Here is a 13648-nt window from a genome sequence, read left to right as displayed (position 1 = left end):
CGTCTGACGTAGTGCGGGAATCGACGCATCATGCGAGAACGAGCAGGGACGGGGTGGCTAGCCGCGGTCGGCGAGCTTGCGCAATGCGGGAACCAACTGCGCGAGGGCCTTGCCGCGGTGGCTCAACGCGTCTTTCTGCTCGGCGGGCAGTTCCGCCGAAGAGCGTCCGGCGGCCATTTCGTCGTCCGGGATAAACAGGGGGTCGTAGCCGAACCCGTTGACGCCGCGAGGATCGCGGAGGATGGTTCCGCGCCACTCCCCTCGCACCACCGTCTCTTCGCCACGCGGGAGCGCAAGAGCGCAGATGGAGACGAAGGCCGCCCCACGACGACCATCGGGCACGTCTCCGAGCTGAGCCAACAGCAATTCGTTGTTAGCAGCGTCGCCCTTGCCGCCACTCCACCGCGCCGACAACACCCCGGGCATCCCGTTAAGCGCATCAACAGCCAGACCCGAGTCGTCGGCCAGCGACGGCAGCCCCGTCATCTCGACGGCTTTCCGGGCTTTGATCAGCGCATTCTCTTCAAACGTTGCGCCATCTTCAACCGGCTCCGGGTACGGTGCGACGTCGCCGAGACCCAAGACCTCGAGACCGGTAATCCCCGCTGCCTCGACGACGCGCCGCAATTCCGCAAGCTTCTTGGCGTTGCCGGAAGCGAGGAGGATCTGCGCGGTCACTTCTCGCTACCCGGAAGGGTTCCCGGGTACGGCTGCGCCAACACTTCGTTCTGCGCGGAGACGATCTGCTCAATACCGGCAGCGGCAACGTCGAGCATCTTGTCGAGGGTGGCACGCGAGTACGTGGCGCCTTCGCCGGTGCCTTGAACCTCGACGAGGGTTCCGGCATCGGTGGCGACAACGTTCATGTCGACCTCGGCGCGCGAATCTTCTTCATACGGAAGGTCGAGGCGCACACGACCGTCGACGACACCCACGCTGACCGCGGCAATGACGGTCGAGAGTGGCTGCGGGTCGGCGAGCTTGCCTGCCGCACCGAGGTAGGTGACGGCGTCAGCAAGGGCCACGTACGCACCGGTGATGGCTGCGGTGCGGGTTCCGCCGTCGGCCTGCAGCACATCACAGTCGATGGCGATGGTGTTCTCGCCGAGGGCGGCGAGGTCGATGCAGGCGCGGAGTGAGCGGCCGATGAGGCGGCTGATCTCATGGGTGCGGCCACCAATCTTGCCGCGCACCGATTCACGCTTGGAGCGCTCGTGCGTGGCGGCCGGAAGCATCGAGTACTCGGCGGTGAGCCAGCCGAGGCCCGAACCGCGACGCCACGACGGCACGCCTTCGGTGACGCTGGCCGTACACATCACCCGGGTGTTACCGAACTCAACCAGCACCGAACCTGCCGGATGAGAGGTGAAGCCGCGAGTGAACTTGATCGGTCGAAGCTGGTCGTCGGTCCTGCCGTCTGCTCGTAAAGTCACGCCTCGACCTTATCCGAAGCCCAGCCTTTCGACTGGTGAGGGACAGCCCGAACTCGTCGTTCACCCGCGTTCGGTGCCTAGATCGGCTTGCGGACCTCGATGACCTGGCCCTGGTGGACCAACTGCAGGGGGCCCGCGTAGGCGGCGGAAGCTTCGTCCAAAATGGCGTCGGCGTCGGTCCAGGGGACGATGTGTGTCAACGCCAGGGATCGGACTTTCGCCCGCGTAGCGATTTGACCGGCCTCCAGACCGGACAGGTGCAGTCCCTCAGGCCGAACTCCGGGTGCATGCGTCCACGATGCCTCGCACAGGAAGAGGTCGGCGTCGCGAGCCAATTCGACCGCCGCATCGCAAATCCCGGTGTCACCGCTATAGACAAGGACTTCCCCGTCGGGGCCGGTGATCCGGAAACCGAACGTGCACGGTGGATGCATCAGCTTGAAAGGCTCGACGATCAGTCCGTGAACTTCGACGACCTCCCGGTCGGTCCACTCGCGAATGTCGTACGTGTCCGACAGATCGTCAATTTCGCCAGCATATTCCGACGAGGCGGCACCCAAGCGCAGAGCCGTACCGGTGGGGCCATACAGCAGCGACCGTTCGGTCGCGGGGACTGGCGACCACCGGCGCCACACCAGCATTGCCGGAATGTCGAGGCAGTGATCGGCATGCAAATGGCTAAGCAGCACGGCGACCTCGTTGGGGTTGGCGTGCGTGAGAAGCTCTCCGAATACGCCGTGCCCGCAGTCGAGCAGGACCGGAGGGTAGCCATCTGCTTGAACGAGATACCCCGAGCAAGCCGCACCGGGACCATTCACGCTTCCCGAACAACCGAGTACCGTCAACCGCATGGCACACACTCTGCCATGTCGCAATCGCTCCTCGTCATTAAACCTCCCGTTGTCGGCACCGGCATAGCCGTCCCCAGTCTCGGCACACGACGATGAGACGACACAAAGATGACGACTTCGCTACTGTCGCAATCTATTCCGACTATCCGACGGTGCCGGCCGCGGGTTCAGCGGAGGGAGTCGATGGCGGCAACGTACTCCGCAGACTTCTGTTCGTAGTTGGCATACGCGTCGTAGCTCGGCGCGCCGGGAGAAAGCAGGACCACGTCGACGTCCGCCTGGGCCGCGAACTGAACCGCGGCCTCCAGGTCCGACACCGGGTGGACTCGCGACGGGAATTGCGCCGCGAACTTCTCGCCAATCTTGGCCCCATTGGACGGGATTTGGATGAGCTCGACCTTCCGCGCCTCCGACAGCAGGTATTCGTCGAGCAGTTCGTAGGAGATGCCGCGATCCAGCCCACCGACGATGAGGGCGACCTCCGCGTCGTCCGGCATTGCCGACAGCGCCGCGACAACGCTATCGGCAGTCGTGGCTAGCGTGTCGTCGATCCACACCCGCCCACCTGCTTCTCGCACCCGCTCCAACCGGTGCGGAAGCGCAGCAAAGGTTTCGATGGCATCGCGAATTTCGTCCGTCGATAGGCGCCGGCCAAGTACGGACTCGGCGGCCAGCACAGCTAATTGACCGTTTCGACGGTTGTGCCGATGCTGGAACGGCGAATACGGGCTGATGGACTCCGACGTGGGCCACCGGTCCACAACGGCTTCCTCGGTCACGATCACTTCGGGGAATGCCAGTGGCGGTCCGTCGATGCGCCGCAGGGTGTCGAGTGCGGCACTTTCGCAGACCAAAACCGCCGCGCCCGCATCGAACAGCCGCGCCTTCGCACGGTGATATTCGTGCACGTCACCGTGCCAATCAAGGTGGTCCTCACCAAGGTTGGTCACGACCGCCACGCGCGGCGATCGATTGATGACTGCACACTGCTGACTTGAGACCTCGGCGACCACAAATCGGTCCGAGTCCGGCACGTCGAGCAGTGGCACACCGATGTTTCCGGCCAGGTCGGCCTGCGATCCCAGCCGGGTAAGTACGTGGGCGAGGAACGTCGCTGTGGTGCTCTTCCCCTTTGTGCCGGTGATTCCTATCGTCCGCGACCACTCCGACGACAGGAAGAGGTCGGTAGCCGAGGTCACCGCAACTTGCGACGACCGCAGTGACCGCAGGACCGGGTGCAGCCACGGGATTCCCGGGCTCACAAAGACGATGTCGCAGGTGGTCAACCGATCGAGGTACTCGTCGCCAACCAGCAGACAGACCGTCTCATCCAGGGACGTGTCGGGCCCGGCTTTCGCGTCAACGACCGTTACTGCCGACGCACCGGCGGCCACAGCTGCGGCCGCGACTGCTCGCCCTTCACGGCCGAACCCCCAGACTCCAACATGACGTCCTTCCAGGACCTCACGGTAAGAGGGCATTAAATACTCCCGCGAACTCGTCCGGCACATTTCCCGATCCGATGATCGAGGTCCTGCGGGCGGCGATTGTTTCCAGGCTCGTCCGTTCGGTCGCCAGGGCTGCAACTACCGAATCCGACGCCCAGTCGGCCGAATCCAAGAGATCGACAAATGCCTCGGCGACCTCGGAGTAGTCACCGACGCACTCGAATGGCTTGTGCTTTTCAAGCCCGGCGAGTTCTCGATACAGGTCGAGATTGGCCGAGGTATCGAGCAGGTTCGCGGCGAAGATTCCGACGAGCCGTTCTTTAGGAATTCGCGGCGCGAGAATGACAAAGACGAAGAGGCACTTTGGACACTCGCCACACCATCGTGAGCGACGGCGAGACGGATCCAGCGCAAACGAACGGTTACAGCTCACAAAGACGTCGAAGTATTCGACGCACTCACTGAACCGATTCGCAATTTCCGATTCCGGGAGGGCACGGAGAAGTGAGAAATAGCGGTTGCTATCGAAGCCGTAGCCGGCCAGCGTCGCCCGGAGGAGATCTTCGTAAACGATGCTCTTGGACCACTGGTGATTGACGTTGAACCCGTGCCACACAAGGTTCTCAATGTCGGCCGACTGCTCATTCGACATAATGACCGATCCGAGCCCAAGTAGATCGGCGGCGACGAGCGCCACGCAACTATTGATGGCCGTGACTGGAATATGCCCGTTGTACGCACCAGCCTTGTTCAAGTCCGTCATGGCGGCATCAATGCGACGGCGGACGTGGATCGATCCCAGACCACTCACCGCGATGCAGTCATCAATCGGCTGATACCGGTTGACGCTGAACAGGACCGGGGTCCAACCGCCGGACTTCAGCGCCTCGATGGTTACGACCGAGTCTTTGCCGCCACCAACGGCCACGAGCGGTTGCGCCGTCCCGTTCCACGAGTCGATGACCCGTTCGGCAGGTGCCCGCTCCGATCGGACCTCGATGACCGGGGTCAACGCGGCGGGAAGGTCGTTGACGTACGCAAACTCGCCCAATCCCCCCTCAATTACCTGGCGAAGGTACTCAACCTCGAAGGGCGCCACGGGGAAGTCCACCACGATCCGAGGCGGGGCCGCCAACTTGTAGTAGCTGACGCACGCGGTGATCGCCAGGAGTTGGGCGAGTCGATCGTCGATGACCCGATCGGGGTCGGAACCGTCGCCGATCTCACTGAAATCGAAAGTCTCGGTAAACGAGATGTCCGACCCCGGGTTGATACTCGCGAGGGTGTAACTCACCAGGAGCACTCGATTTTGAATCTCGTACCCGGACAGAATCAATGAATTGTATTCAGTCGGGGAGAATGCGTGAGCAGAATCCACCTGGCGACTATATCACGGGCAAATCTGCCCGGAACGGCCCGTAAGCTGGGACTATGCCGCGTTTGGCTGCGGCTTCTTGGGTCTCATCAGCCAAGCTGCCAGCACGCCACCGGCCGCGCCAAACAGGTGGCCCTGCCACGAAACGCCCCCACCTTGGGGCAGTATGCCCCACAAGATTCCGCCGTAAACGGCGAACAAGACGACGCCTCCCAGCACCTGCCAGACATTGCGGTTGAACAACCCCCGCACCAGCAGGTAGGCGAGCCAGCCGAAGATGATCCCGGATGCGCCGATCGTGACCGACCCCGATGGTGCCGTCAACCAGACACCGAAACCACTGATCACCCACACGATGACCGTCACCACCACAAAACGACGCGCCATCAGCAGCAGGAAACCGAGAATCACGCCGGGAAGCAAGTTGCCGAACAGGTGCGCAAAGTCGGTATGCAAGAACGGCGCCCAGAGAATGCCGTCGAGTCCGGACACCTGCCGCGGAACGATGCCGTCCTGGTTGAGGTCGTAGTTCATCACCGCATCGACAGACTCGATCACCACGAGCAGGACAGCAATCCCGGCCATGATGATGCCCGACCGCTGCCATCGCGGCATCGGCTTGTTGTCGATCGAGTGACCTCCGGACGGGACGGGATCGCCGGGGTTGGTCGGCAGCGGGAAGCCGCTGGTCATAGGTGCCCTTTCTGAAGGCAGTCCGGGAAAGTTCTACTCCCCGAAAGCAGAGAACAAGATGTCCCGGTAAGCGGGGATGCCTGCAACACTCGTTGCCGCGACAACCGCCGACACGATCGCGCGTTGCACCACTGTCGCCGACACCTCGGCCAGTGCTGCGACGATAGCTGTGTCGGGGTCCATGCCCGGCGGCACGACCACCGCGGCCTCCGGATCGGCGCTCTTCTCCCCCGTGGCCACGGCAAACAGTGTGTCACCGTCGAGTGGTGAGTGCGCAGGCCGAATCGCTCGTGCCAGTCCGTCGTGTCCAGACATGGCTAGGCGTGCAGTACTGGCGACAGAGAGCGTCGCGTCGGTCGCGATGACGCCAATGGTCGTGTTGAGGACGGTGCCCTTGGCGGTCAGCTCGGCAAGCTTCTTGATCTCCAACTGTTTCGGCGCATGGAGGCGGTGCACATCGAGGTCGTCGGCGCCCCACGGCAATCCGGTCGTGGGGTCGACGACACCCCCGACCGGGTTGGCGACGACCAGGGCACCGACCGTGAGTCCGCGCGCCGGACCGTCACCGATGGTGATCGACGCGGTCCCGACGCCGCCCTTTAGCGCTCCGGCACGGGCCCCCACCCCCGCTCCCACGGACCCGACCGTGAAGTCGCGTCGGGCATCAGCCAACGCCAGCGCACCAAAGTCCGCGGTCGGTCGGTTTTCCCACCGCCCGACGGGAAGGTCGAAGATGACCGCTGCCGGGACGATCGGCACCACGTGGCCTTGCAGGTCCATCGGCAATCCGATGCCCGCTGATTCCAGTCCCAGCATCACTCCGTCGGCCGCGGCGAGACCGTAGGCGCTGCCGCCGGTCAGGACGATCGCGTCGGCACCGCGCACCGTATTCACCGGATCTAACAGGTCAGTTTCGCGGGTTCCTGGGCCCCCGCCGCGCACGTCGACGGCGGTCGTAGCGCCGCGCGGCAGGGTCACCACCGTGGTGCCGGTGGCCCAACCGCTGCCGGGTTCGGCGGACGTCGCGAGAGTGACGTCATCGTCCAGGCGATGATGGTGCCCCACGGCAATCCCGTTGACATCGGTGATCCGATTGCCCGCGTGCGATCCCGTCATGGCTACCAGGCGCCCCATTCCTGTGTTGGATCTTCCGGCTGAGTCCACTCTGCGGACATCAACGCGTCCACCAGCAGTCCCTGCACCACCGACAGCCAGTCATAGACGTCTTGGTGTGCTGCGTGCGGGTGATCTGGCGGAATGTTCGACGGATGGTCAGAGATGCCGAGCATCGCGCCCAACGCCAGTCGGATGTCGGTGAGCGCTGCGAGCCAGCGATCTGCTTGCGCTTCGGTGAGGGCCACATCGCCGCCCTCGGCGGGCAGTGTCTCAAGCACGGTGCGCGCCGCCTCGAGTTTGGCATCGATAATCTTCGGCTCATTGACACTTCGTAAGCCGCCGTTGAGGTCGGAGGCAATGGGTCCGGCGGTAAGTTCGGACTCCTGGTCGGGTCGGTGAAAGTCCGGCAGTAGGCGGCCCAACGTCACGTCGTCGGGTGCATCGGTGTGACCGGTGACGATCCCCGTTAACGTCGACAGTTCGTCGCGCGGTGCCGTTTCGGCTCGCTCGGTGAGCAGGTCGGTAATCGATTCGACCATCGATGCCAGCAACTGGCATTCGTAAACTTCGAGGTTTGAGCAGATGCGGACGTCATCGCCCGCACCCGTTCGTCGCCAAGTCCGCATCAGGAATCGTGCTGCATTGTCGCCCACAGTCCGGCCGCATGCAGTTTGCGGACGTCACCTTCCATGGCGGTGCGGTCGCCGCTGGAGACGACGGCCTTGCCTTCGGTATGCACCTGCATCATCAAGGCTTTCGACTTCTCCTCCGAATAACCGAAAATCTTCTGGAAGACGTAGGCCACGTAATTCATCAGATTTACCGGGTCATCCCAGACCAAAGTTACCCATGGACGGTCTTGCACCGTCTCCGGCTCAGCCACCGCGGTACCGGTGCTTGTACCTGGTGTCGCCTCTTCGAGCGCCATGAGTAATAGGGTAGCGAAGTGACCACTACTGCGCTGCTGACCGACCAATACGAACTGACCATGGTGTCGGCGGCACTCCGTGCCGGAACCGCAAATCGCTCCTGTGTGTTCGAGGCCTTCGCCAGGCGCCTACCCGACGGCCGTCGCTACGGCGTCGTCGCAGGTACTGGCCGAGTTCTCGACGCCGTGGAGAAGTTCCGGTTCGGCGACGCAGAACTCGCCGCCCTGGATGGAATCGTCGACTCCGACACCATTGGATGGCTCGCCGACTACCGCTTTCGCGGTGAGATCGACGGCTACCGCGAAGGTGAACTGTACTTCCCCGGATCACCGATCTTGACCGTGCGCGGCGGCTTTGCCGAGGCGGTGATCTTGGAGACAGTGGTCTTGTCGATCCTCAACCACGACAGCGCGATCGCTTCCGCCGCCGCTCGCATGGTCAATGCGGCCGCGGGTCGCCCCATCATCGAGATGGGCAGCCGACGCACCCACGAACAGGCTGCGGTCGCCGCCTCGCGCGCTGCTTACCTCGCGGGCGTCAACGCCACCAGCAACCTGGAGGCGGCCCGGACGTACGGCGTCCCGAGCGCGGGCACCGCGGCACACTCGTTCACCCTGCTGTTTGCACAGCCGGACGGGAGCGACGAGCGTGCCGCCTTCGCCGCCCAGGTAGAGGCACTCGGCACCGAAACGACCCTGCTCGTCGATACCTACGACATCACCACCGGAGTCAAGAACGCTATCGAAGTAGCCGGTACCGAACTCGGTGCCGTGCGCATCGACTCCGGAGATCTCGGCGTGCTCGCCCGGCAGGTCCGCCAGCAACTCGACGACCTTGGCGCACACAAAACGCAGATCGTCGTCTCGGGCGATCTCGACGAATACGCGATCGCCTCGCTGCGCGCCGAGCCCGTCGACCTGTACGGCGTCGGTACCTCCGTCGTCACCGGTAGCGGTTCCCCCACCGCGGGCATGGTTTACAAACTGGTCGAGGTCGACGGCGTTCCCGTCGCGAAGCGGTCGAGCCGCAAAGAAAGCCACGGCGGGGAAAAACGAGCGGTCCGTGCGGCCCGCTCCACCGGCACCATCGTCGAAGAAATCTTGGTCCGCGCCAGCAACTCCCAAGCGCCCGTGTCCGGCACTGCCGGGCTCGACGTCACTGAGATGCAGATCCCGCTGGTCCGTGACGGCGAACGCGTACCTGGATTGCCTACACTGGAGGAGTCTCGCCGGTACCTCGCACGCGGTCTCGTGACCTTGCCGTGGGAAGGTCTCGGGCTCAGCCACGGCGACCCGGCGATCCCCACCCGCTACTTGAACGAACCGGAGTCTCGATGACCGACCAGCAGTCCGCTGCTCGCAAATGCGCGCTGATCGTCGTCGACGTTCAAAACGATTTCTGCGAGGGCGGGTCGCTTGCCGTCGCTGGCGGTGCCGCCGTTGCGGCCGCAGTTAATGCGTTGCCCGGCGACTATCCGCTGGTGGTCGCCACTCGCGACTACCACGTCGACCCCGGCGCACACTTCTCCGACAATCCTGATTTCGTCGATACCTGGCCGCCGCACTGCCGCGTTGGAACTGTCGGCGCGGACTTTCATCCGAATTTGAGCACCGCCCCGGTCCAGGCGATCTTCTCAAAGGGCGAATACACCGCTGCCTACTCCGGCTTTGAAGGGGTCAACGAAGCGGGAACATCTCTCGCGGACTGGCTCAACGAGCAGGGTGCCACCGACGTCGATGTGGTCGGGATCGCCACTGACCACTGTGTCCGTGCAACTGCCGTCGACGCTGCCGCCGCAGGCTTCACCACCCGTGTGCTTTTGTCGTACACGGCCGCCGTGGCCGAACCGACCACCAAGACCGCACTCGCCCAACTACACGCGGCCGGTGTGGAGCTGATCGGGTCGGTACCCGGTGGGGCGTCGACGACGGATGCTCCCGCAGAGTGAGCCTCCCTGACGTTCCTGAACTCCTCTCCGACGCCGTCACCGCGCTTGGCGGTGCGCCGCGAGAGGGCCAACTCGCGATGGCCGAAGCTGTCGGCGAAGCCATCGCGAACAACCATCACCTCGCGGTCCAGGCTGGCACGGGCACCGGAAAATCGTTGGCATACCTGGTGCCTTCATTGCGGCACGCCGTCGACTCGGGCGAGACAGTAGTCGTCTCTACCGCGACCATTGCCCTGCAACGTCAGCTCACCGAGCGGGACCTCCCTCGTCTCGCGTCCGCGTTGACCAAACCGCTGAAGTCCGAACCGACCTTCGCGATCCTCAAAGGCCGCGCCAACTACCTGTGCCTCAACAAACTGCATGCCGGTGTCGCCGACGACGATCCGAACACCGAATTGTTCGATGCCTTCGACCTGTCACGGATGGGTCGCGAAGTCACTCGCCTGCGAGAATGGTCGTCGGACACCGAAACTGGCGACCGCGACGACCTTTCCCCCGGTGTCAGCGACCAATCGTGGCGCCAGGTGTCGGTTTCGTCCCGTGAATGCATCGGTGCCGCGACCTGTCCCTACGGTGAAGACTGCTTTGCTGAGCTGGCCCGTAAGAAAGCTGGCGATTCTGACATCATCGTCACCAATCACGCGATGCTCGCCATCGACGCGATGAGCCCGGCGACGATCCTGCCCGAGCACAGAGTCGTCGTGATTGACGAAGCACACGAGTTGGTCGATCGGATCACGTCGGTCACCACCGAGGAGGTGTCGGCCGCCAACGTCTCGCAGGTATCGCGCAGGCTCGGCAAGCTGATCGACGACGACACTGCCAGTGCCCTCGTTACCGCGGGCGAGCAGTTGGAACTGCTGCTCGACGATTCCGCCGAAGGTGAATGGATTCGTCTGCCAAGCGGAGCACCGGAGATCCTCGCATCGCTCCGCGACCGCCTGTGGAATGCGCGCAACGCCGTCGGACCAGCACCGTCCGCGGCGGCCGACCCCGAGGCAGCGGCCGCCCGCCAAATGGCACTGTCGGCGACCGACTCGCTGCACGACACCGTCGTCCGCATCCTCACCATGTTTGAGCAACGCGACATCCCCAAGCGTCACGACGTGGTGTGGCTGTCGGAGGATCGCCTCCGCAACACCACCCGGCGAGTCCTGCGGATCGCGCCCCTATCGGTGGCCGGACTGCTGCGGACCTCCCTCTTCACCGATTCCACCGTCATCCTGACCTCAGCCACCCTGACGATCGGTGGCAACTTCGACGCCCTCGCCCGCACCTGGGGCCTACCCGCACACGGTGGGGATAAGAAAGACGTCGAAGCCGCCGGTTGGCGCGGTATGGACGCTGGCAGCCCTTTCGACTACCCGAAATCTGCGATCCTGTACGTCGGCAAGCACCTTCGACCGCCCGGCCGCGACGGCATCGCCGACAGCACGCTTGACGAAATGGTCGACCTGATGAACGCCGCCGGCGGTCGTACCCTCGGGCTCTTTTCCTCCATGCGTGCTGCCAAAGAGGCGACCGAGAAACTCCGCGAGCGCGTTGGGTTCCCCATCCTCTGCCAGGGCGACGATGCGACGTCAGCACTGGTGGAGAAATTTGCTGCCGACGAGGCAACCTGCCTGTTCGGCACCCTGTCACTGTGGCAGGGCGTGGACGTACCCGGCCCATCGTTGCGCTTAGTGATGATCGACCGAATTCCGTTCCCCCGGCCCGACGACCCGTTGCTTTCGGCACGACAGCGCGAGGTCGACGCAAACGGTGGAAACGGTTTCCTCACGGTGTCGGCGAACCATGCCGCACTGCTGCTGGCGCAGGGCGCTGGACGCCTGCTGCGCTCCACCAGCGACCGCGGCGTCGTCGCCGTTCTCGATTCGCGACTGGCCACGGCCCGCTACGGCGGCTACCTGCTGGCGAGTCTGCCGCCCTTCTGGCGGACCACAGACCCGAAGGCCGTGCGTTCGGCCCTGTCACGACTCACCACCGGGGCCGCGCAGTCGTGACTCCACTGTGGGAACGGCTCGGTGCGCACGTTGGCCCGGCCGGGACCGTCTTCTCGGTATGGGCACCCAATGCTCGTGCGGTCACCGTCTTCGGTGATTTCGACGACTGGGTGGCCGTCGACTACCCCATGGATCGTGGGCCGGACGGCGTGTGGACCGCGGTGATCGAGCAGGCACGTCAAGGAATGGCATATAAGTTCCGGATTGTCGGAGCCGACGGCCTGGTGCGGGACAAGGCGGACCCCCTCGCTCGCGCCGCCCAGGTGCCTCCCGAGACGGCGTCGGTCATCGCAGGCGAATCGGCGTTCACCTGGACTGACGCAGCGTGGACTGCGGCACGTCCAACGCGCCGTCCCGAAGCTGAGCCCATGTCGATCTATGAAATGCACTTGGGGTCGTGGCGGATCGGCGACCAGTTCGGCAGCCTCGGCTACCGCGACATCGCTGTTCCGCTTGCCGACTACCTGCACAGTCACGGGTTCACGCATGTGCAGTTGATGCCAATCACCGAACACCCCTACGGCGGGTCGTGGGGATATCAAGTGGGTTCCTACTTTGCGTGCAGCGGCCGCTGGGGGTCGGCGGACGACTTCCGTTTCCTCGTCGACCATCTGCATGCCAGCGGCATCGGTGTCCTGCTTGACTGGGTACCCGCCCACTTCCCGAAGGATCCGTTCGCGCTCGGTGAATTCGACGGCACGCCACTCTACGAGCACGCCGATCCGCTGCGCCGTGAACAGCCTGATTGGGGCACTTATGCGTTCAACCTCGGGCGGTCCGAGGTGCGCGACTTCCTGATCGCGAGCGCCGTCTACTGGTGTCGGGAGTTCCACCTCGATGGCCTGCGCGTCGACGCCGTCGCCTCGATGCTGTACCTCGACTACTCGCGCGGTGACGGCCAGTGGCGACCTAATTCACGGGGCACCCACGAGAACGACGAGGCCGTCGACTTTCTCCGAGACCTCAACGACGCTGTCCGAGACGCCTGCCCCGGCGCCATCATGATCGCCGAGGAATCCACCACGTGGCCGGGCGTGACGACGCCGACGAACCGTGGCGGGCTCGGATTCGATTTCAAGTGGAATCTGGGCTGGATGCACGACCTGCTGTCGTTTGTCGCGCTCGCCCCCGACCAGCGGTCACAACTCCAAGAGCACGTCGCGTTCGGTCTAACTCATGCCAGCGCGGAGCGCTACATTCTGCCGATCAGCCACGACGAGGTGGTGCACGGCAAGGGCACCTTGATCTCTCGCATGCCGACCGGCGTCGACCGTGCCGCGCATGTCAGGCTCACCTTGGCCTTCCAGTGGGCACATCCGGGGAAGAAGCTGTTGTTCATGGGTCAGGAGTTCGGCCAGGTCCGCGAATGGGCCGACGATCGCTGCCTCGATTGGGACGCTGCCGACCGCGGACTCGCGCTAGCGGTCGCCGATCTCGCTCGCCTTCACGCGGAGTTGCCTGCGCTGCACGCGATGGACACCGACGCCCGCGGTTTCGCGTGGCTCGACGCCACCGACACCCGGAACACTGTCATCGGATTTCTACGCCGAGCTGACGAGCATGCGAACACTGACGGCCAGGTGGTGGCGTGCGTGTTCAACTTCTCCGACCGTGACCTGTACGACTACCGTCTGGGCTTTCCAGTCGCCGGGCCGTGGCGTGAAATCCTCAATACCGGGGCCCTCGAATACGGTGGCCACGGCGTCGGGAACCTGGGTCGCATCGTCGTCGACGAAGTCCCCAGCCATGGCCGCCCCTACAGTGCGGCCCTCACCCTTCCCGCCGCCTCGGCCGTGTTCTTCACCCCAGCAACACCCCCGGCCGCTGTTCTCGCATGATGCGTCGATTCCCG

General features: G+C 64.2%; 13 protein-coding genes. 4 read left to right on the top strand and 9 right to left on the bottom strand.

The window, feature by feature from the left end; genetic code table 11:
- Positions 1-57: 57 nt before the first annotated feature.
- The 9 genes from rdgB to clpS all read right to left on the bottom strand — a co-directional run bounded on the left by rdgB (position 58) and on the right by clpS (position 7844).
- The gene (rdgB, locus tag WBA38_RS06140) at positions 58-678 is read right to left on the bottom strand and encodes an RdgB/HAM1 family non-canonical purine NTP pyrophosphatase (RefSeq protein WP_424296394.1); all 621 of its coding nucleotides are present in this window, start codon (positions 676-678) and stop codon (positions 58-60) included.
- Complete coding sequence (gene rph, locus WBA38_RS06135) at positions 675-1433, bottom strand: ribonuclease PH (protein WP_424296397.1); 759 nt, start codon at positions 1431-1433, stop codon at positions 675-677. The genes rdgB and rph overlap by 4 nt, the downstream gene beginning before the upstream one ends.
- A 77-nt stretch (positions 1434-1510) precedes the next feature.
- Entirely contained in the window at positions 1511-2284 is a 774-nt protein-coding gene (locus WBA38_RS06130) for a cyclic nucleotide-degrading phosphodiesterase (protein ID WP_424322310.1), read from the bottom strand.
- Between the two features lie 167 nt (positions 2285-2451).
- Positions 2452-3765: a UDP-N-acetylmuramoyl-L-alanine--D-glutamate ligase gene (murD, locus tag WBA38_RS06125; protein WP_424296402.1), complete on the bottom strand. Its 1314-nt coding sequence runs from the start codon at positions 3763-3765 to the stop codon at positions 2452-2454.
- Entirely contained in the window at positions 3749-5026 is a 1278-nt protein-coding gene (locus tag WBA38_RS06120) for a hypothetical protein (RefSeq protein ID WP_424296403.1), read from the bottom strand. Before WBA38_RS06120 ends, murD begins: the two co-directional genes overlap by 17 nt.
- A gap of 135 nt (positions 5027-5161) precedes the next feature.
- Positions 5162-5722 carry a rhomboid family intramembrane serine protease gene (locus WBA38_RS06115; protein WP_424296416.1) on the bottom strand — a complete coding sequence of 187 codons (561 nt, stop codon included), beginning with the start codon at positions 5720-5722 and terminating at the stop codon, positions 5162-5164.
- A gap of 111 nt (positions 5723-5833) precedes the next feature.
- Positions 5834-6916, bottom strand: a complete 1083-nt coding sequence (locus WBA38_RS06110; RefSeq protein ID WP_424296405.1) for a P1 family peptidase — start codon at positions 6914-6916, stop codon at positions 5834-5836.
- Positions 6917-6918: 2 nt separating this feature from the next.
- Positions 6919-7542 carry a DUF2017 domain-containing protein gene (locus WBA38_RS06105; RefSeq protein WP_424296418.1) on the bottom strand — a complete coding sequence of 208 codons (624 nt, stop codon included), beginning with the start codon at positions 7540-7542 and terminating at the stop codon, positions 6919-6921.
- Positions 7542-7844, bottom strand: coding sequence for an ATP-dependent Clp protease adapter ClpS (clpS, locus tag WBA38_RS06100; RefSeq protein ID WP_424296407.1), 303 nt, complete (start codon positions 7842-7844; stop codon positions 7542-7544). The genes WBA38_RS06105 and clpS overlap by 1 nt, the downstream gene beginning before the upstream one ends.
- An 18-nt stretch (positions 7845-7862) precedes the next feature.
- On the opposite strand from clpS, the gene WBA38_RS06095 reads away from it, so the two are divergent.
- Genes WBA38_RS06095 through glgB form a run of 4 tightly spaced genes read left to right on the top strand, consistent with a single transcriptional unit; the run spans position 7863 to position 13634 of the window.
- Positions 7863-9182, top strand: coding sequence for a nicotinate phosphoribosyltransferase (locus WBA38_RS06095; RefSeq protein ID WP_424296409.1), 1320 nt, complete (start codon positions 7863-7865; stop codon positions 9180-9182).
- The gene (locus WBA38_RS06090; RefSeq protein WP_424296411.1) at positions 9179-9793 is read left to right on the top strand and encodes an isochorismatase family protein; all 615 of its coding nucleotides are present in this window, start codon (positions 9179-9181) and stop codon (positions 9791-9793) included. The genes WBA38_RS06095 and WBA38_RS06090 overlap by 4 nt, the downstream gene beginning before the upstream one ends.
- The gene (locus tag WBA38_RS06085; RefSeq protein ID WP_424322309.1) at positions 9790-11796 is read left to right on the top strand and encodes an ATP-dependent DNA helicase; all 2007 of its coding nucleotides are present in this window, start codon (positions 9790-9792) and stop codon (positions 11794-11796) included. Before WBA38_RS06090 ends, WBA38_RS06085 begins: the two co-directional genes overlap by 4 nt.
- The gene (glgB, locus tag WBA38_RS06080; RefSeq protein WP_424322308.1) at positions 11793-13634 is read left to right on the top strand and encodes a 1,4-alpha-glucan branching protein GlgB; all 1842 of its coding nucleotides are present in this window, start codon (positions 11793-11795) and stop codon (positions 13632-13634) included. The genes WBA38_RS06085 and glgB overlap by 4 nt, the downstream gene beginning before the upstream one ends.
- The last annotated feature ends 14 nt before the right edge of the window (positions 13635-13648 follow it).

This window comes from Gordonia sp. (in: high G+C Gram-positive bacteria), assembly GCF_049647785.1.
Taxonomy (GTDB): Bacteria; Actinomycetota; Actinomycetes; order Mycobacteriales; family Mycobacteriaceae; genus Gordonia.
Note: the sequence above shows the minus strand (reverse complement) of the source record. Positions and strands in the feature narration are given on the sequence as shown.